At 67.5% G+C, this 20645-nt stretch carries 9 protein-coding genes; 4 read left to right on the forward strand and 5 right to left on the reverse strand.

Going from position 1 to position 20645, the window contains the following annotated elements; all coding sequences use genetic code 11:
* Positions 1–176 precede the first annotated feature (176 nt).
* From HC362_RS05970 to HC362_RS05985, 4 genes are all read left to right on the forward strand, one after another.
* Positions 177–377, forward strand: coding sequence for a hypothetical protein (locus HC362_RS05970; RefSeq protein ID WP_243082869.1), 201 nt, complete (start codon positions 177–179; stop codon positions 375–377).
* A 136-nt stretch (positions 378–513) separates the two neighbouring features.
* The gene (locus HC362_RS05975; protein WP_243082870.1) at positions 514–1854 is read left to right on the forward strand and encodes a replication initiator; all 1341 of its coding nucleotides are present in this window, start codon (positions 514–516) and stop codon (positions 1852–1854) included.
* Complete coding sequence (locus HC362_RS05980; protein WP_243082873.1) at positions 1847–2032, forward strand: helix-turn-helix domain-containing protein; 186 nt, start codon at positions 1847–1849, stop codon at positions 2030–2032. Before HC362_RS05975 ends, HC362_RS05980 begins: the two co-directional genes overlap by 8 nt.
* Entirely contained in the window at positions 2029–3297 is a 1269-nt protein-coding gene (locus HC362_RS05985; RefSeq protein ID WP_243082874.1) for a site-specific integrase, read from the forward strand. Before HC362_RS05980 ends, HC362_RS05985 begins: the two co-directional genes overlap by 4 nt.
* A gap of 78 nt (positions 3298–3375) precedes the next feature.
* Here HC362_RS05985 and HC362_RS05990 read toward each other — a convergent pair whose 3' ends face one another.
* From HC362_RS05990 to HC362_RS06010, 5 genes are all read right to left on the reverse strand, one after another.
* Positions 3376–3918, reverse strand: a complete 543-nt coding sequence (locus tag HC362_RS05990; RefSeq protein WP_243082876.1) for a DUF4265 domain-containing protein — start codon at positions 3916–3918, stop codon at positions 3376–3378.
* Entirely contained in the window at positions 3890–10573 is a 6684-nt protein-coding gene (locus HC362_RS05995; RefSeq protein ID WP_347568419.1) for an RHS repeat-associated core domain-containing protein, read from the reverse strand. The genes HC362_RS05990 and HC362_RS05995 overlap by 29 nt, the downstream gene beginning before the upstream one ends.
* Before the next feature lie 399 nt (positions 10574–10972).
* Complete coding sequence (locus HC362_RS06000; protein ID WP_243082878.1) at positions 10973–15232, reverse strand: LamG domain-containing protein; 4260 nt, start codon at positions 15230–15232, stop codon at positions 10973–10975.
* Between the two features lie 481 nt (positions 15233–15713).
* Positions 15714–19058, reverse strand: coding sequence for a lantibiotic dehydratase (locus HC362_RS06005; RefSeq protein ID WP_243082880.1), 3345 nt, complete (start codon positions 19056–19058; stop codon positions 15714–15716).
* A complete protein-coding gene (locus tag HC362_RS06010) occupies positions 19055–20530 on the reverse strand; it encodes a lanthionine synthetase C family protein (protein WP_243082882.1) in 1476 nt (491 codons plus the stop codon). The genes HC362_RS06005 and HC362_RS06010 overlap by 4 nt, the downstream gene beginning before the upstream one ends.
* Positions 20531–20645: the final 115 nt, after the last annotated feature.

Below are 20645 nucleotides of genomic sequence, written 5' to 3' on the forward strand. Positions count from 1 at the left end.
GCGTTCGCTGTGCGGGCGCGTCCGGCTCCCCCTGCGCTTCCGGTCGTCCGCTGTGCTGTCTCTGCGCGGCCTGGTCGCTGGCCGGCCCGCGGTGGCGGAGCCGAGAGCGGGCCGGGTGGGCGACCGCGCCGCGCGCGACCCGCGTCAGCGGGTCGCCTTGAAGACGTAGAGAAAGTTTGGACGCATCCCGCGCCGCCGACCGCACCATGCCCCAGGGCGTCTCGATCGCCTCCGTCGGCGACATGCGCACCCCCGTCCGGCTGCGCTCGGCCTACCTGCCCACCGAAGCCTGCTGGCAGATCAACGACCTCATGTGCGCCGAAGGGCTCAAGATCCGCGACCTGCCCGACCGCGTCGACCTGGACAAGGCCGCGTGACCGCCGCCTCCTGGTCCCGCTTCGCAGTGATCCCCGGCAAGGGCGTGTAGTCGCCAAACCCTCGCCCCTGCCGGGGCCTCCCTCCCATCCACCCACGGCGCACGCGTGTGCCGCAGTGCAGAGAGGTCCCGCCAGCATGCCACCGCACACCCCGACCACCACAATCCCCCGCCCCGAACCCGCCACGGCCGCGCTACCCACGTTCACCGGATACCGGAACCTGCTCGGCCTGGTACGGCAACTCTCCTCCCTGGGTGGCTGCGCCCAGCCGATCCGGCTTGAAGGCCAGCGCACCGAGATCGACGCCTTCACCGGCGAGATCCTGCGCGAACTGAAGTCCAAGGAACTTCCCGCCGGGCACCTCCTGGTCCGCTGCGGCAACCGCCGCACCACCCGCTGCCCCTCCTGCGCCGAGCTCTACCGCCAGGACACCTATCACCTCATCGCCGCCGGCCTGCGCGGCGGCAAGAACATCCCCGAACAGGTCGCCACCCACTCCCGCGTATTCGCCACCCTCACCGCACCCTCGTACGGCCCCGTCCACGGGCGACGCGTGGGCGGCTCCGCCCGCTGCCGCTGCGGACGCACCCACACCAAGGACGACCCGCTCCTCGGCACCCCGCTCGACCCGGAGCGGTACGACTACACCGGCGCCGTGCTGTGGAACGCCCACGCCCCCGCCCTGTGGGCCCGCTTCATGCTCCACCTGCGCCGCACCATCGCCGCCGCAGCTGGACTCCCGCAGCGCCAGCTCTCCAAGGTCGTCCGAGTCTCGTACGCCAAGGTCGCCGAGTACCAGCAGCGCGGCCTGATCCACTTCCACGCCGTGATCCGCCTCGACGGCCCCGCCGGCCCCTACACCCCGCCGCCCGCATGGGCCACACCCGAACTCCTCGCCGACGTCATTCGGATCGCGGCCACCCGTGCCCACATCGACGGGCCCGAAATCAACGGCCGCGCCCGCTCCTTCGCCTTCGGGGAGCAGATCGACACCAGGATCATCCGGTCCTCGGCCTTCCAGGGCGGGACCACGATCACCGAGGGCAAGGTCGCCGGGTACGTCGCCAAGTACGCCACCAAGGGCACCGAAGCCGCGACCGGCACCCTCGACCACCGGCTGAAGAGGATCACAGATCTCTGGTTCGAATCCGTGCCCGAGCACGCCGCCCGCATGATCCGCACCGCCTGGGCCCTCGGCGCCCGCGACGACCTCAAGCACCTGAACCTGCGCAAGTGGGCCCACATGCTCGGCTTCCGCGGCCACTTCTCTACCAAGACCCGCACCTACTCCACCACCCTCGGCGCCCTCCGCGCTGCCGCCTGGCAACGTCGCCACACCCCTCCGGCCTCCCCGACCACCCTCGTCCTCGCCCACTGGGCCTACGACGGCACCGGCCTCACGCCCGACCTCGAACGCCTCGCCGCACTCATCGGCGGAAGCCCGACCCGCGAACAGGTAGTGACAGCCAGTGCGTGATGACGAACTCCTCACCGTCCCCGAGGCGATGGCCCGTCTCAAGATCGGCCGCTCCGCCCTGTACGACCTGCTGCGCACCCGCCGCCTGGCCTCGCTGACCATCGGCCGCGCCCGCCGTATTCCCGCCCACGCGCTGGACGACTACGTCCAGCGCCACCTGGAAGAGGTCTCCCGATGACCGCCCCCAAGCGCAAGAAGGCCCGCGCCAACGGCGAAGGCACCATCTACCAGCGCAAGGACGGCCGCTGGGAAGCCGCAGGCTACGTCCTCGCCGCCGACGGCAGCCGCAAACGCGTCCGCGTCTACGGCACAACCCGGAGAGAAGCCGCCGACAAACTCGCCGAGAAGATCGCCGACAGCAACCGCGGGCTCCCTGTCGCCACCGCAGACAGCACCGTCGGCGACTACCTCACCTACTGGCTCGGCAGCGTCGCCGTCCACCGGCTCCGCGAGAACACCCACACCCGATACGCAGCCTGCGTCCGCCTCCACCTCATCCCCGGACTCGGCACCAAGAAGGTCGCACGACTGACCGCCAAGGACGTCCGCACCTTCCTCGACCGCCTCCGCACCACCTGCCAGTGCTGCGCCCAGGGACTCGACGCTATGCGGAAGAAGTGCTGCGCCGTCGGCGAGTGCTGCCAGAAGCAGCTGTCCGCTGCGACCGTGACCTACGTGCACTCGGTGCTCAAGTCGGCACTGGAACACGCCGTCCGCGAAGACGAGCTGCCCCGCAACGTCGCCCGCAACGTCAAGACCACCACGCACCAGCCCAGGCGCTTCCGTCCGCTCACTGCGGCAGAGGCTCGCCGGTTCCTCGACGCGGCCCGCGCCGACCGGCTCCACGCGCTGTATGAACTCGCCCTCCGCACTGGCCTCCGCAAGGGCGAACTCCTCGGCCTCCGCTGGGAAGACCTCGACCTCACCACCGGAACAGCCAGCATCCGGCGCTCGCTCCAGCGCACTCGCACCGGAGGTCTCACGCATCTGCCCACCAAGACCCGAGCGTCCGAGCGCCGAATCGCCCTCCCCACCGAATGCCTCCACTCCCTCAAGAAGCACCAGGAACGACAGGACAAGGAGCGCGAGACCGCATCGTCAGCCTGGCAGGACAGCAGCCTCGTCTTCACCACGCCGATGGGCCGGCCCCTCGACCCCGCCAACCTCACCCGCCGCTTCCGCACCTTCCTCAACCGGGCCGGACTCCGACGCATCCGCTTCCACGACCTCCGACACTCGACCGCCACCCTGCTCCTGGAACAAGGCGTCGACCTCGTCGTCATCAAGGAGTTGTTGGGCCACGCTCACATCGGCGTCACCGCCGGCGTCTACGCCCACGTCCGACTCCGCCTGCAACGCCAAGCCATCGACACCCTCGGCAACGCCTTCGCTGCCCAGGACGACGACCCTGACGACCCACCCGTCGCAGCCGTCGTCCGCTGACGTTGCCGTCAGCGTTGCCGTCAAACACCCCAGAAGCCCCGCCGGAATGAAATCCGGCGGGGCTTCTCGCGAACCCGACTAACGATCGGACTCTGACAATCCGAGCTCATCGCGTCGAGCCCTCGCAAGAGCACCTTCTTCGATGCCGATTTTCCCTTCACCGGCAACACGAAGGAGAGCAGCCCTCATGGATGAATAATCAACGTGCGGCGGCACATCGATTGCCCACAAGAACCCCGACGCATCAATCTCCCAGGAGACTTTAAAGCTGCGGAGCATGTCGTCAACTATGCCCCTCGCATCGTCCTCTTTGATGATGATTCGGACCGTCGAATGCCCGGCCTCCGATACGAACTCCTCGAACACGAGCTCTCTACGCTCGTGATCAGCTCTGACTCGCACAATGTCACCAAAGGCGATTCCCTTAACATAGAAGGGAGTGTTCCGAACCTGGACTTCCATCTGTACGGAGGTCTTCCCAGTCCAGAGTCGCTCCGAAGAGGCGTTGGCCCAATCGGCAATCTCGTCAGGGAGGTCGAAGGCCACCTTGTACAGCCTCTCGGGCTTACCTGCCGGCACCGACTCAGCGCAGTTAGGGGCCGAGGAAGTCTCTGAGCTCATCGTCCCACTCTTCCATGGTCTTCGTGGACTTATCTCTGTTGCATCGACGGCAGGCAACGGCACCATTATGCGCGCCACCATGACCGCCACCGGCCCTCGGCTCTATGTGATCGATCTGGGCATCGTCAGGCCTTCCCGGGACAGGGTTCCCATTGGCATCTCGCGATCCCCGCCGCTCCACCTTCTGCCCACAGTAATCGCACCTGTACTCGCCACCATTCTTCGCGGCGTTGGCGTCGTAAACCTTCTGCCGCTCAGCATCGGTGAAATCCAAACCGGCTCTATTGCAGTTGTGGACCAGGACCGGCGTGGCCCCCGCCAGCACATAGTACGTGTGCACCCCCGCGACCGTGAGGTCGTGTGTGCGTTGCTGCTTGGTGAAGCGGTGGGTCTTCGTGACCTTCGCGTCGCTGCCGTCGGCGGTGCGCAGCGTGGTGCCGGGGGTCAGGTCGCCCGCGTCGACCCAAGCGTCCTTGGAGGGGGACCAGAAGGGGTGAGTGGTCGTGGCGACGACGGAGGTGTCACCCTTCTCGGTGGTCACGGTGAGGTCGACGAAGTCCTTGTCGTCCTCGGTGTGGATCGTGCCGACCACTTCTCGATTGCTGGTCTTGCCGGTCTTCGGGTCGGTGACGGTGAGCTTGTCCCCGACCTCGACCTCTTCGATGTCCTTTCGGGTGCCGTCGGCAAGCAGCACCTCCGTGTCGGGCACGAAGCTGTGGCAGGGTGCCGCCGACTTACCCGAAGGCTTGGCGGCCGGTGCTTCGGGAGCCGATCTGCGCGGGGCTGTGGGCGCTTCTTTCGGAGCCGCTGCGGACTTGCCGCCTCCAGAAGACTTGGGAGTCGCGGCCCGCGCCTCCTTGGCCGCGGCAACCGCCGCCCTGGCGGTTACGCTGATCGCCTTCATGCTGCCCGCTGCAGCAGCAGCCAGATCAAGGCAGTCCGAAAGAGAGCCCTCGTAGATACAGTCCATCGCGGGCTTGAGGGGGAGAACCGCGTCGTTGATCTTGAAGATCGCGTTTACCCACCATGGGTCCGGTTTCGCTGCCGCCTCGGCGTTCTTCCGTTCGACAAGCCTGTCCAGTGCCGGATAGCCGGTCGAGAGATGGCCGCTCGGACCGCGGTATTGCTTCCTGGCCTGGCAGCCGGCGTCACATATCGGCCAGGTCGTGGCGGGGTTCCAGGTCACGGCGACAGCGGCGGTGCCAATCCCGACAGCACCCGCCAAAGCGCCCAGGCCGATGGCGCCCCAATTGGGCATCAAACCGTCCGGGTCGCTGTAGACCAGGGGATTGTTCTTGCCGTACCCGTAGCCGTGGATCTGTTGCGGGTCGCCCGGGTCCATCAGCGGGTCGACACTGAGGAAGCGGCCGGTTTCCGGGTCGTATTCGCGTGCCCCGAGGTGGGTGAGGCCGGTGGTTTCTGTTTCGTCGACTCCCCCGACAAATCCGCGGGAGGTGGGCCAGTCCTCGGGTTTCTCGCCCCGCACCCCGCCGAACGGCAGCGTGCGGCGCTGGGTGAGCTCCAGCGACTGGCCGGCGACGGCGAGTTGGCCGGTGCCGTGGTGGTCGGCGACGGTGAAGGCCCACGTGCCGTCGCTGTCCACCACCGCTTGTTGTCCCCCGCCCAGCGGGATGTACCGCTTGGCCTTCGGCGTCGTCTCGCCCTTCTTGAGGGTGACTTCGGTATGGCCACCCCAGTAGAAGGTGGTGCGGTCCTTGGTGCGGGCCAACAGGCGGTTGCCGTCGGCGTCGTAGAGGTATTCGGTGGTGCCGTCGGCCCCTGGCTTTCCGGATGCCTTTGTCAGCAGGCCTTCGGCATCCCACGAGAGTTTTTGAGTGTCGCCGCCCTGTATGCGGTCAGTGGTATTGCCTGCCTTGTCGTAGGTGAAGCTCTCCTTGGCCGTGCCGGTCGGGCCGGTTCTGGTCACGGAAGTGAGAGTGTGCGGCTGGGGACCGCCCGGCTCGGGGTACTCGTAGGTGCGCTTGACATCCTTACCGGTGTCACCGGTTGTGTCGTGTTGCGTCTCCGTGAGCCGGTTGCCTGCCTTGTCGTAGGTGTAGGAATTCCAGTACGGAGCCACTCCCCCGGTCTTTTCCTTGCCCGGGGCGTCCGCGCAGGTCTTCGTGGCCTGGGTCCATGCTTCGGTCAACTGACGCAGGTGGTCGTAAGCGAAGCACTGGGTGTCGGTGCCGTCCCGCGAGACGTCCGATATGGACAGGACGTTGCCTGCCTGGTCATAGGAGTAGGTGTTGTGCTGGTCGACGCCTGGCACATCCTGGCGGTCCACTCGGGAGGTCGCCAGCCGCCGTGTGCCCCACTCGTAGGTGTTGGTGACCCATGCCTTCTTGGCACCGTCGACGGTGCGGCCCAGTTCGTACTGGAGCGGCTTTCCGGTGAGGGAGTAGGTGACATCGGTGCGTGCGCCGCTGGTGAAGACAGCCGTCGGGCGCAGGGTGCGCTTGTCGTAGGTGTAATTCCAGCCCTTCCCCGCGATGTCCCCCACAGAGGAGAAGCTGCGTGCCTTCACGGAGCCGTTGGGCCCGTGTGCCGTTGCCTCCTGATAGGTGCCGGCCAGGGCTCCCTCGGATTTCGGGAGCACGGTGGCGGCGCGTTCCACGTTGTAGAGCCGGTCGTACTTGGTCACCTTGTAGGTGTAGGGCTCCCCGTCCACATAGCGGGTGGAGGAGCTGAGTTGCCCCTTGGCCCCGCTGACCCCGTCGTACGTCCACTTGGCGCGCAGCGTCCCTGTGCTGGACTCGTTGCGCAGTTCGGTTCGCCTGTCGAGGCCGTCGTAGACGCTGACCAGTTTCTTGCCACGGGCATCGGTCGTAGTGATCTTGTTGCCACGATCGTCGTACGTCGAGTTACTGGTCCCCTTGTCCGGGTCGCTCGCCTGAACCCTGCGGCCGAGTTGGTCGTAGGTGTAGCTCCAGGTGTTTCCTGCGGGGCCGGTCACCTTGGCGAGTTCACCGCGCGGGGTATACGCGTAGCGCGTGGCGTCGAAAGCCGATTCCGGAGAGCGGGAGTGATGCTGGCGCAGCTCTGTGGTGCGTCCCCGGGCGTCAGTGAGGGTGGTGGTTGTGGTCCCGCCCTGTGGGGGAACCACGGTGGTGCGGTCTCCGCTGTATGTGGTGGTCGTCGTGCTGAGCACGGTGCCGCCGTCGCCGTTGCCTGCTATCTGTTTCGCTGCGGTCTCCCGCCCCAGGCCGTCGTAGGTACGTCGGGTCTGTGACTCGACGGAATCCGCGTCCTCGGGTTGGAAAAGAGTGGGCGAGGGCTCGCCCTCGGCGAAGTAGGAGGCGAAGCTTTTGGCGGCCAGGCCTCGCTCATCGTAAAAGGTGTCGGTCAGCACGCGCCCGCCGTCGGGCCCCGGTGTCTGGGTCTGACGCTGTCGCAGTAGCCCGTCGTAGAGCGTGTACGAGGGCGCGGTCGCGCCTCCGGCGGAGTCGAGGGTACGGGTGAGGACAGCGGTGGGCTTGCCCTCCTTGATGAGATACGAGAACTGGTAGCTGGGGTGCTGCCCGACACGGACGTTGGGCAGCCACACCTTGGATGAGCGGCCGAGGGCGTCGTATGCGAACACGGTCCGTTTGCCGTTGGGGTCCACCTTCGCCGAAGGAAGGCCACGGAACGGATCGAGCTCGGTGACCGTGGTCTGGGCGGTGGCGTCGTTGCCCTCGACGGCCGGCGGCGTCGTCTCGGTGACCTTCTTGGCGAAACCCGCCGCCGGGCTGTAGACCGTGGTCGCCTTCCGTCCATCCGGGCGGTCGGTCCGCTTGACGTCACCGCCCTCGGTAGCAGTGAGGTCACCCGCGAGGTCGGTGGAGGTCAGTTGCCGACCGTACCGGTCGTAGGTCGCCTTGGATTCGAGATACGTGGCTGTCTTGCCATCGTGCTTCTTCAGTACGGCGGTCGCCGTCGCATCACCCCGGGTAGGAGCGGTGTCGTAGTCCTTCGAGTCGTAGGCGGTGCGAGCGTCGGATATGACGTCCTTGGCCCGGTCCGGAGCTGATGAACAGCTGACGGCGACCGTCTCCTCGCGCTTTGTCAGACCGAGGATGTTCTTGTCAGCGTTGGTGGCATAGCTGAGCCGTGTGCAGCGGTTGTCGGCAGCTGTGGTGTTGTCACCGAAGTCGTCGATCTGAGTGGCGCGACCGGCCACCGTGTCGTACTTCGAGGCGGCCGATGTGATTCGCCATTTCTTTCCAGCCCCTCTGTCCAAAGAGGTCCACGATTTTTCGTGGGAGATACCGGCGAAATGGGAACGGAGAGTTCCCCAGTCATGTTTTTTGCTGGCTGTCTGGTGCAACCAGGGACGCTTCACCTCTTTGCCCAGTATTTTCCCCCCTGGGCCCGAGTAGGTGGCTGTCTTGTACAGGAGTCCCGCTGCTGCTTCGTCGTCGGTGAGCGGGTCACCCTCTCCCTCACCCAGGGGGACCGATACCTTCTTCGTCCCTCCCGTTTTGTCCTGCCGGTCTCCGTCCATGCCCCGCAGGAAGTAGGAGTCCTGCTGGGAGCGCATGGCACCTGGGCCGCCTTGACCGCCGGTCTGTACTCGCACATGACCGTAACCACGCCACTCGGACCATGTCCGATGGTCACTGTCCACCAGGCCGTTCTCGTCGTAGTGCCAGGCCGCTCCACCTTGGTAGGCGTAACGGGTGACCTGGTCGGGCGATCCGCCGGTACGGTCCGTGGTGGTGACGGAGTCGACGACGTACTTGTTGAACCACTCCTTCTCGGGGTCCTGGGATGTGGAGCCCCCGATGTACTGCGGAAAGCAGCGCGTGGTGTTCGTCTCAGGGGTTGGCAGCTCACCCTTTTTGCATGCGGACGCGGAGTAGTTGACGTCGACCTGGCCGCCGTACTCGTCGGCCACCGTGGAGAGCCTCGCCTTGATGAACGGGGCGTACCCGTCGCCTGTTTCGTCGAGGCGGTTGGCCAGCTGGGTATAGGCGAAGGTGGTCTTCGGCAGGGTGATCTCAGGGCTGCTGCTGTGCCCGGTGCGCTGCACCGAGTCCAACAGAAGTTGGTAGTCGACGTCGGCAGTGCCCCAGCGGTGGCCGAGCTTCCAGGTGTCGATCTTGTGGTACGAGTCGCCGTCGAGTACTGACGTCGTCACCCCGGTGAGGCGCTTACGCGTCCAGAATGTCGGGGAGAATCGCCCCCGATCGCAGTCCTCACCGGACTTGCAATTCAGGTCCCAGGGCGTGTCGTACCAGTACTGCGACTTGTCATTGATCGTGTCCGCCGCGCAGCTGACCCCTTCCTTCGGCAGACAGCGCTCAGCACTGTTGAAGTCGACCTTGGCCAGGGGACGATCACTGTAGACGGCGTCCGAACTGAGCCCGTACTCGATACGACTGAGCGAGCCTCCCCGAACGTAGCGGGTGTTGTCCTCTTTCTTGAGGTTGCGGCCGTAGGAGTTCTTCTCCTGGTCGTAGTAGTAGGAGACGGCGTTGCCGTGAGTGTCGACGACGTAGTCGAGATTCCAGCGCCATGCCTGCTGACACCACGAGTCCTTGAAGGCCGAGGCGTGGCAGGGCTCACCGGAATCGTTTCCGAACACCGGTGCGGTCCAGGTGGATCCGGTGGTCTTCTTTCCTGACTCCCATCCGGGAAGCCGGTGGTAGCCGAAGTAGTAACGGGTACCGGCCGGGTCGGTCAGGCGCCAGTACTCACCGTCGTTGTCGCCGTTCTTGCGCTTGTCGGAGGACAGGTGCTTGATGCGCGTACCGTCGTCGCTCTTGAGCTTCCACTCCCCTCCTCCAGCGGGTACGAGCTCGCCCGCCTTGCCGTTGAAGGAGACAAACGCGTTGTCGTAGGCCCAGCACTGATCCCCTGGCTTGCCCGCGTCGCCGCCCTTGACTCCGTCCTTCGCGCAGGGCTTGTACTTCCGCTCGATGTACCCGGGCCACAGCTCGAAGCCATCACCGACCCAGGACGCCTGATTGTTCGTGTTGCCCGTGCGCCCGTCGAGCTGCCCGGAGGAATAGGCCAGGCCGATCTCCGGCTTCAGTCCGCCAGGTACATCGGGCAGGGGCATCTCGTAGGACCAGGTGAAGGTGCCGGTGTTGAGGTCTGTCTGCCAGCTGGAGGACGGTGACAGTTTCGTCGCGGTGAAGTCGCTCTTGCTGCCGCCTTCTCCCCCACCGTCGCCAGCCGCAACAGCGGCAAGAACAGTGCGAGTGCCGGAGAGAAGAGGGACTGAACTCGCGGTGAGCCGCTGCTTCTCCGCGTCGTTCTCGCTCGGTATCTGCTCGGCCTCGCGACACTTCTCCTTCCGGGGCGTGCTGATCGCACAGCCCGGAAGCCGGACGAGACGCAGACGGGAGCCGTACCCGCCACCGTGGGCCTCGGCGAAGTGACGGTAGTCGACAGCGACGCTCGCTTCGCCTGATGATCTCTTGTCCTTGGGCGTGAGCGTGAACAGCAGTCCGTCGACACCGACGCGCTCCGCCTGCTTTCTGCTGAGGATGCGTGCCGTGACCGTGCCGGCCGGGGTCGTGCGGGCGTCGGCCCGGGTGCTTCGCGGCGGTCCGAGGGACAGCGGCGTGCCCTCGACCTCCTTCGTGGGTATCGTTCGATCGCGGGTTGCGGACGCGGTACGGCTCCGCGCGACCGAGCGGTTGAGGACCTTCGCCTTGTGCGACACGGTCACCTCGCTGGTTCGAGGTTTCGGCCATGCCGCCTTGGGGGCGCGCCCAGGAGTGCGAGGTCCTTGGGACCGCTTTCTCGCTTCGACCTTCGTCCTGTTCGACCCCGGAACGGGCTTGTCCGCCTTCTGGATACCTGGGCGCCCTGTACCCCCGTCCGCTGCGGCAGCCTGCATCCCCGCTGCGTCCAATACGGTGGCCACCATCAGCGCCGACAGACCGAGCGCCACCTTGCGCCGTAGTCCGCGGTGCATACGGGCCGTGGCTGTGCTGTTCACTGTCCCGCCCCTGTTCCCTCACTCATCGCCCAGCGCATGCACGCCTCGATGCAACTGGTGACCTCGAACACTTCGAAAAGATGTGTGCTGCGGTGTGACGGCGGCACACGCGGCATGGCGTCAGGCGGTGTCCGGTACCTCGGTCGGCACGTCGAACCACTGCTGAGCCAGGTAGGCGACCTGTTCGTCGCTCAAGGCACCGCGGAAGGCCCAGACGTCATCGATGGCACCGGGCCAGTACTGCCTCCACTCGCCGCTGCCCTTGCCCCGACCGATCTCCAGCGGCCCGTCGGAGTGGAAGGACAATGCGTCGTCTGCCCAAGGGATCGCGTCCTGACAGGCGGAGTCGTCTGCTCCCCCGTCTCCGTCACCATCGGCGCAAGCAATGTCCTGCAGGGTGCCGTTGACATAGAGCTTGGCCCGCTTGGCGAAACCGTCGTACACGACAGCCAAGTGGTTCCACTCTCGTGCGTCGTAGAAGCCGAGGGCGTTGTCGGCCCGCGCAAGCGAAGGTGTGGAGGAATCCGCGTCCGGAACCACGAGCTGCCACCTGCCAGGGCCCCCGGGATCGTTGCCGTCGGGCACAAACCCCACTGCAAAAGCCGATTGGTTCCGGCCCGGCGCGCTCATCGCCACACTGGTCCTGTCGGCCGGTGCAGCTGCTTGCACCCATGCCGTCACCGTGAAGCTTTCGTCCGTATTGACCGGCATGCCAGTCGTGGTGACGTGGTCGTCCTCGCCGTCCAGCAGCAGGCCCTGCTCTCCCATGAAGGCCGCCGCCGGATCGAGCTGCGCCCCGGAATGCAGGAGCGCCTCCATCCCAGAGGGTCCCGAATCCGGTGTCCTGCCGGTTACCGTGTCCGCCGGTTGCTCCGGCGCGCTCGACTCGTCCAGCTGCCAGCGTCCCGCCAGGACAGGGCGCTGCTGGAAAAGCTGCTGTGCCTCACTCGCTGAGACCGGCCGGTCGAAAAGCCGGACGTCATCGATCCGGCCCGGAAAGTGGTTGGTGACCGAGCCACCCGAGTACGAACCGGCTCCGATGAGCATCGACTGGTCGGCGTAGAAGGCCCCGCCCAGTCGGGTCTCACCCACCTTCTCGCCGTTCACATAGAGCGTCAGCAGATCCGCGACCGTGTCATGGACACCGATCAAATGCACCCACTCGCCTGCCCTGGCCGTGCTCCCGTCGGGCTGCATGGCACGGACGGGTGAAGCCTCGACAGAGTCGGCCTCGTACTGGTTGAACGCCCATCGGCCGTAATGCGACGAGTAGTACAGCTCAAAGCCCGGGCGGTTCCGGCCGGCCTGGGCCGTGATGATGGCGGCGTGATCGGGCTTTTTGTCCAGTCGGGCCCAGGCGGAAACCGTGAAGCTACGGAAGGAGTTGACATGAGGGCCACTGGCCTCACCGATCCGCGCATAGCCGCTCTTTCCATCGAACTCGGCTGCCTTCCCGGCGACACCGGCCTGCCCAGAGGTCACTCCTCCGTGGAACACAGCCGGCAGCACATCACCGTGTGCCACGAGCTCGGTCGCACCCGCCTCCTCATCCATCGGGAAGACTGCGATGGCAGGGCGGCCCGGGTCGCCTACAGGCTCCTTGGTGTAGAGCTTGTCGACCTCGTCCTGGGCGATGCGCTTGTCCAGGATTTGCAGGTCGTCGATCGTGCCGGGGAAGAACGAGTCCGGCGAGCCGTCGTACGAACCGGCACCGATCGTCAGTCCCCGGCGCGCCTCCCATGCGGAAGGATGGTCGGTCTTTCCGACGAGCTTGCCGTTCACGAAGAGTTGGAGTTGCTTCTCCACACCGTCATAGGAGCCCACCAGGTGCGTCCAAGCGCCAGCCTCCGCGTCTCCCGGAACGTCTGCCATGGCCCGCACGATCTTCGCGTCGGGCTCGTCCGAGGCGTACTGGTTGAATACCCAACGGTCGTAAGCAGCGGAGTAGTAGAGCTCGAACCCGGGTGAGTGATTGCCAGGTTGTGCTGCCACCACAGCCGCATGCCCCGGAAGCTCATCGAGCTTCACCCATGTCGAGACGGTGAAGCCGCGCCTGGTGTTCACCACCGGCAGATCAGTAGCGGCATAGCCATCGGTACCGTTGAAGGACACGGCAGTTCCCTTCGCCCCATCTGCGCCAGGGGTTACTCCACCGTGGAGCTCCGCGGTACGAGGCGGGGTCGAACCCTTCGCCGACTGGGAACCGGCCTTCTCATCGAACTGCCAGGTTGCGCGTTCCGGCTGCCCCGCCTTCACGCGGAAAGGGTAGGTGCGGATCTCCGAGGCGTTCCCCGCCCCGTCGAATGCCTGCGCGGTGACAAAGTTGAGCCCAGGCCGGCCCGGCAGAACACTGGCCTTCCTCCCCTCGCCTCCAGAGGTCGACAGCGCGTTGCTCTTGCGCGGATCACTGTTGAGGCCCCAGCGGTAACTCGTCACGTCTCCGGATCGGGAGTCGAGTTGGAAATACCCGTACCGGCCCACCCCGTCGTACCAAGGGTCTTTCGGATCCGACGGGTCGGACCGGGGGTACTCACCGGAGTTTATGGTCGGCGCCTCAGGAACCTTGGTGTCGTAGACGAAGTAGCAACCCGTCGGGGAGCCCGCCCAGGACCACGACGAGTACTGTGCGCCGTCGTACACCCGCACGTACCAGTGCACCGTCGTGTTCTTGGGGACCGAGGACGGCAGCGAAACAGCGAAGTCCGAACCGGATTTCTTGTACGACGTCCTGGCCGGCTTCCAGCGCGCGATCAGGCCCTTGCCGTCCCCGGAGTCCCACTTCGCCTGGAACTGCACGGAGACGTGGTCCTCATCGGGGTCCTTGATTCCCCGTGCGTACAGCTTGCCGAGACTGCGCACCCGTGCCTTCTCGCCCGGGCGCTTGCACACCCCGCCGTACTCCATCGCCAACTGGGACATCCGCACTTGTGCCGGAGGCCGGTTGTACTCAACCCGAAGGTGAGCCTTGTCGGAGAATCGCTTCCAGCCGTAGCGGTCGGACTCGTCGGACGCACGCAGACCGAAGGTCATGGTCGACGACCTGGCATCGGCCGCCTTCTGCACCGCTGCCTTGACCGAGAACTCGGCGTCCTTGCGTGCGCAGCCCTCATAGCCATATGCGAAGGACCGCGACGACAGCTTCTCCTTCCAGAATCCGGACGACTGCTGTGAATTCCACGTGGTGCCGGAACTGATGCCCTTGGTACGCCACAGTTGCACACCCCGCTTCTTACAGGAGGCCGAGTGCACGTTCCGGACCACGAACTCCGCGGAGAGAATGGACTTGCCGGCGAACCGTGAGACGGGGATGCGGTAGAAGAGCCGCTTTGTGTCATGAGGCTTGCAGTAGGCCCAGCCGCAGTACCCCATTCCGGCATCAGGCTTGCCGTTGAACTTCCACTGAGGCGACGAGGACCAGTACTTGGACACCATGGTCCACGCTGATGCCCGCGGAGAATGCCACTGCGGGTCGATGAAGACCGGGTACTGCGTGTCCTTGCCCCGCAGCACATCTGCTTCCGGCTTCAATACGAGTTGCCGGCCCTGCTCGGACACCTCCACGCCGACGGGCGCGAGCTTGCCCGATTCGGCGGGTCCGGGTTCCCTGTTGTCCCCGTCCCCGCCACGGTCGGCTTCCGTCGCAGGCACCGACGCGGACATCGGCGTCGGCCCGCCAGGGCTGCCGCCTGGGCTGGAGTCCCACATCAACGGTTCCGAGGCGGTGAAGACCGGCGTGCCGGCGCCGTTGTCGACAGCCTCCAAGCCGCCTTCCTTCCGCTCCCGCACTTTCATGCCCTGTGTATCGAGGTCCAGTTCGAGGCGGGACAATTCTTCGCTGGCCGCAGCCTCCGCCGACTTCACCACCAGGAGTTGGGAGAACCCGTCCGGCTGCGCAGTCAGCCGGAGGTCCACCGCGGGCAGGATGTCGCGGTACACGGCGGTGTCTTCCTCGAGCTCCGGCCGGGGGAGCTTCCCCAGCGGCCAGGACATCAGCAGCTCTCGCCCCGTACGCTCCATGCGAACCAACGGCCCGTCACCACCGCCGGAGAACTTCAGCCCGACGGTCGCGGACTTGGGCACCACGACACCGCTCTTCGTCCGGACAAGCTGCGTATCGACCTGCCGCCACTTGCCGGATACCCGGGTGCGCACCGGACGCAGGTATTCCCGGGCCTCGAACACCCCTTCCGGTGTGGCGAACACCTCGCTGCTTTCTCCGCGCAGCGAAGTCACCTCCACCTTCTTGCCGGTGCGTTTCGCCTGGGCAAGCGCTTTGCTCTGGGGGTCCCTGCCGGTGTCGTAGTCGGCCGCCGGCGTTGCGGCCTGCTCAGGCCCGCTGTCCATGGACGCGGCGGCCTGGGCTTCCGGCGTTGCTGACACGAGGCCTGCGATGAGTGCGACTCCTAGCGCGCCCGCAGCAATCGAGCCCCTCAATCGTCTGAGCCCCAGACCCCACACGTCCGCCCCTCTTGCCGATGGAAATCGAGATCACGTACGTGTGACCGAACGTCAACTTTACGTACACAGAGAGTCTCGTCCAGGGCGCTCAACCGGACATCGCGCCACCAAACGATCACAACGGACGGTGACATGTGTAACACATGTGCAAGACTTGACACTTATTCATCACAACTTGTACACGAGAGAGACGCGGCCCGGCGCGTTCCTCGCCCTACTGAACGGCGGATGTGGTCTGGCCGGCCATGGCCGATGAGAACGCAGGTGATACACCGACCGGGTGACTGGAGTAGCCGCCTCTTGGGCCCAACCCGGAGGAGATGGAAGAAGGCGCGCGCCGTACGGGCCGGGCGGGCAGCCGTCGCATCAGGTGAGAGACGTGGTGTGGTGACCGGGGCGTGAGTCAGCGGGAGGTGTGGGCGGCGCGGTCGAGGAGGCGGCGCCAGACGCCGTAGGAGGTCGCCTCGTCTGTGGGGCGTAGTCCCATGCGGTTGCAGTGCATGTGGAGCAGGGCCAGGACGATGTCTCCGCGGTCCGCTTGGAGTTCGCCGCTCCGCTCCAGATCGTTCATCCGGCGGGTGAGCCGCTCCGCGGCCGGGCGCCAGATGGCGGCGGCGCGGTCGAGCAGTTCGCGGGTCGGGCCGGTTTCCGAGCGGGCGGTCCACAGGTCGCGCCCGGCCGTCCGGTACAGGTCGCCTCCGGCGTTGCTCGCCGCCGCGATACGGGCGAGGGCGTGGCGCGCGTCGGGCTCGGGGGTCAGGGAGGCGCACAGCCGGTCGAGGGTGAGGGCGACCAGCGCGGCTCGTTCCTGGGACGCGTCCAGGCCGAGGTCCGGCAGACCCGGCAGACCGGTTCCGGAGGCGCGCAGTTGCCGGAGGAGTTGGACCACGACCGCACTGTCCTGCCGGAACCATTCCTCGGCGTCGGCGATCAGTTCGGGGCCGCCGTACCGCTCGACCTCGCGCGGATAGCTGACGAAGGTGTGGTCCGCGATGTGCCCGCCCCGGGCGAGGTCGTACGCCCAAGCGGTCACCTCGCGCAGGACGTCCCCTCGCACGGCCTGGTCGGGCACGAAGAACCGCACCCGCAGGTGGGGAGCCGGATCGCCGTAGCGCAGGAAGAACGGGGCGGCCGCGCCGTACTGTTCGGACAGCCGCCCGGTGAGGCCGGCCAGGCCCACGCCCAGCAGGGTGTCGTGCGCGTCCGGCTCGGCGTAGAGCTTCACGGTCAGCCAGTCGCTGCCGACCCGCTTGATCCGTTCGGACTCCCCGGCGGTGTCGCGCACCGGGCGGGGCCGCACGTGCCGGGCCACACGTCCCGGGTCCTTGCTCGTCCGTACCAGGGGCACCACGATCTCGGAGGCGTACGGTTCCCCGGGGGCATCCCGCAGAAAGCCCTCGTCGGGTGCGGGCAGGACCTCCTCCAGGGCGATGCCGTCCTCCGGGGCCCGTTGCAGGCTGTCGCGCAACTCGCGCAGGGAAGCGGCGCTGGTGAGGTCCAGCAGCAGGGTGTTGTCGTTGTTGACGATGTTGACCAGGCGGGGCACCATCCACGTCTCGGCCCAGGCGGTGACGGCGTCGGCGAACGCGGCCAGTCCGGTGCCGGTGCCGTGGCCGTTGCCGTGGCCGTGGCCGTCGGACGGGCTGCCGGACGGTGTGAGGTCGCCAAGCCGCAGCCGCCACCGTGCCCGGCGCAGTACCAGGTTGCCCCGCTCGACGCGGGGCAGGAAGGGCATGGTCCAGTTCAGCCCTTCCCAGCTGAACCACGAGACCGTGCTCGAGAGGGCGAGGGAGACCTCCAGCAGGAACCGGCAAGGGTCCGGAGCGCCGGTCCAGTTGAGCATCGTGCGATCGGTGACGTGCAGCCGACGGCCCAGCGAGCGGCTGCGCAGATAGAGCTTTCCGTCGGCCACACCGACCAGGACATCGTCCAGCCGGATCACGTGCTCCTCGTCCTGGCCGGGCGTGACGTTGACCGGCAGCTCCCACGCGTGTGCGGTGGGGCGGATCGTGACGTTGATGGACCGGGCCTCCTGGGGAAGGGAGGACAGCTCGGCGAAGACCGCGTCGCCCTGGCGCTGCTCCTCGGCGGCGGCCAGCTCCCGCAGCGACGCGCGAGTCCTCTCGTCCAGGAGATCGTGGAAGCGGGCGAAGGTCCGGCCGCCCGGCACCACTCCGGCGGTTCCGCAGATTGCGCGCCAGTGCTCACGGCCGGGGCCCGGTGCCTGGAGGGCGAGGTAGAGATCGAGGACGGGCATCGGCGGCCGGTGGTCGTCCTGCGCTGCCGAGACCTCGGCGAGTTCGTCGAGCAGCCGGTCGTCGAGCTGGACGGTCAGCTCCCGGCGGGCCAGGGCCCCGGTGACCATCCGGTTCAGTACGGCCTTCCGTGACTTCTCGCCCGGCTGGTCCGACCGGTCCTCGGGCTCCTGTACGCCGCCGGGCAGCGGGTACGTCCGTCCCGGGGAGCGGTATCCGCGCGGCGGGCCGAGCCCGGTCTCCGGTGTCAGCGCCTCCAGCAGGGGGATCTCGGAGCGGTGGCCGTACCGTTCGGAGAACGCGTCGGCGTACTCCTCGAGATGCGGCGGGTAGCGGTTCTCCGCGCCCACGCGCATCAGCACGTGGGCGGCCTCTTCGGCCAGGTCGGCAACGGGCCGGGGAAGGACCACGGGCGCGTCGGTGTTCAGCGCCGCATCGATCTGCAGAGTGGGCCCCGAGTGACCGCCGACGGCATCGGGCAACGGCGCGCTCGCCGCCTCGAGCAGTTCCGGTGCCGAGAGCCCGCCTTGGTTGAAGGCGCTGATCGCGGCCTCCACGCCGTCGATCGTCCGCGCGACGGCGGGGTCGGTGACGGGCGGCAGGATCGAGCGCAGCAGTGAGTCGTCGCCGGTGGCCGGACCGGTCGGCGGGACCAGCAGCCGGGGACGCTCGGCGGTGATGAGGATGTCACTGTCGAAGAGACCGTCGAGCAGGGCTGCGATCCGCTCGGCACCGGCGTCCGGATAGGTCTCGGTGAGCGCAGCGGTGAGGTCGCCGAGCGTCGTCGGCGTACGGGTGAGGTCGAGCACGGACCGTATCGGCGCGGTGAGCCGTACGCTGACGGAGCGTCGGCCCTTGGGGCTGGTCGGCCTGGTGTGCCCCTCGTCGTCGTGCGCGGCAGGGTGGGCGATCTCGGCGCCGTCGACGCGTCCGTACCCCTCGGCGGTGGACAGCCACACCCGGCCGCGGGACACGTGGAGCAGGTCGTTGCGCCGCACCCGCAGGTCGTGGGGGCGCTCCGTGCCGAAGGCGAGACGCTTGACCAGGTGCATGACCCATCCGGAGTCCGCGCGGGCGCGGGCCGTACCGATGGCGCCGTGTCCGAGCCGGGTGCGTTGCTCGGCGCCGAACACGCCGGTGGTCACGCCCGCGAAGAGGCCGAACGGCGTCGAGCGGAAGCTCATCCGGTTCAGATAGCGGCTGAGGCCGCGGACGGCCTTGCGCCGGCTCTTTCCGGTGAGGCTGTCGAACCGCTCGACGGCGTTCGCCAGATGGGGCGAGGCGGCCCGTACGGCCTCCGGCACACCCGGGGTGCACCACAGTTTGCGCAGCTGGTCCGTGTAGCTGTCCTGCCAGGCGTCCGCGCGCAGCGCTTCGCCGTCCGCCACGGGCAGCGATGCGAGCAGTTCGAGCATCGGACGTGCGGGCAGGACGGGCGCCCTCAGCATGAAGAACCCGCAGGCCCGGTACGTGTCGTCGGCTCTTCCGCTCACTTGTCCCCCGCTCCTCGCGTCGCGCCCGATGCCGTCTCGCTGCCGCCTCGTCCGTTCCCGCGCGGGGGCCTGGGGGTCAGGAACAGCAACTCGTCCCACTCGGCCGCCTCGTCGGACACGGTGCCGAGCAGGGCGAGCAGGACTCCGGCCGCACCGGTCAGCAGACCGGCGTTGTGCTCCTGGTCGCCCCACGGGGTGTAGTTCGGGAAGAGGTAGGGGTTGTCCGGGTCCGCGTGCGCGCACAGTCGCGACCGGAGGTCGTCGCGCAGGCGCCACAGGTCCGGTAGGCCGGTCTGGGCGGCGGCACGGTCGTAGATGGTCACCAGCCCCGCCAGTCCGTGACACAGCGTGGGCGAGTTGAGCCGCTGGTCCTCGGCCGGGGTGCGTTCGATACCCAGCAGCGTGGCCACCGCGAGCTCGGTCGGCTCCGGATCGCCGCAGGCCGCTGAGGCCGGCAGCAGGGACGCGGCGATGCCCGGTGGGCCATAGCACCACGCGCTCCTGGCCGGTATCTGGGGAGTGGTGGTGTCGGGACGTCCGGTGTCCGGGTGTGGCAGCAGAGTGTTGGCCCACGCGGGGTGGTCGAGGCCGTCGATGCGCAGCTCGTCGAGCGTCCGGGCGAGGGCGCTGATCGCCTTACGTACCCGGCGTGACCGTGCGTCCGCTCCCCCTGAGCCGACCGCGTGGGCGGTGTCGGGGCGGCAGAGGGCCGCGAGGACACCTGGTGGCCCGTGGGCGAATCCCAGGTTGTAGACGCCGTCGGGAAACTGCTTCAGGTATCCCGGAAGGGGCGTGGGCTCTCCGTCGGGGCCCGGAATGCTGGGGAAATGGGAGGGGGCGCAGAACCATCTGAGCTTGCCGCCGTCGTCCTGGGTCAGCTCCACCAGGTAGGCGACCAAGCGCTCCGCGGCTTCCCCGGCCGCGTCCGTCGCGGGTCCGCCGAGGACATCCGCGGCCTTGCGGAGCGCGGCGAGCCAGCCGGCCGCGCCCCCGATGGCGTCGTAGTCGTGCGAGGCGACGCTTCCAGGGGCGGTGGGGAGCTTGATGGCCAGCGTCTGCCGGGCGAGCTGGTCGGACAGCGTGGCGAGCGTCGGGAGGTAGCGCGGCTCCAGTCGGGCGTACTCGGTCACCGCCCAGACGACTCCCGCGGTACCGAGGTAGAGCCCGGGCGTGTGCACGGGCGTGGCGGCACTCGCCTCGGCCGTACGCCGCAGTTGGAGCTGTCCGGCTTTGAAGTAGCGTTCCTCGCCGAAGACTTGGGCGGCGTAGCGGAGGGCGAGCGCGATGCCGGGGGCGCCGTCGGCGAGGTCCGCCTTCCGCTCGGCTCCACCGGACGATTCGGCTCCACTGGACGATCCGGCCCCGCCGGTCGATCCGGCTTCACCGGCCGCTGCCGTGAGCCGGTCAGCCACCTCGCGAGCCAGACGCAGGACCTCGTCGTCGGTCACTGTCCCCGCGGAACGCGGCTCCATGGCGCCCTTCCTCTTCTCGGCTGCCCGGGAAAGCGACCACGCGGAGGCTCAGGGAGTCCCTGTGCACGGACCGCAAATCCCTCCGCGTGGTTCGCCATAGGTGTGCGTCACCTCA

Source organism: Streptomyces sp. 891-h (assembly GCF_022760275.1).
Taxonomy (GTDB): Bacteria; Actinomycetota; Actinomycetes; order Streptomycetales; family Streptomycetaceae; genus Streptomyces; species Streptomyces spirodelae.

Coding starts and splice junctions, on each gene's coding strand:
- HC362_RS05975 (WP_243082870.1), top strand. CDS start 514: ATGCCACCGCACACCCCGACCACCACAATCCCCCGCCCCGAACCCGCC.
- HC362_RS05985 (WP_243082874.1), top strand. CDS start 2,029: ATGACCGCCCCCAAGCGCAAGAAGGCCCGCGCCAACGGCGAAGGCACC.
- HC362_RS05990 (WP_243082876.1), bottom strand. CDS start 3,918: ATGAGCTCAGAGACTTCCTCGGCCCCTAACTGCGCTGAGTCGGTGCCG.
- HC362_RS06010 (WP_243082882.1), bottom strand. CDS start 20,530: ATGGAGCCGCGTTCCGCGGGGACAGTGACCGACGACGAGGTCCTGCGT.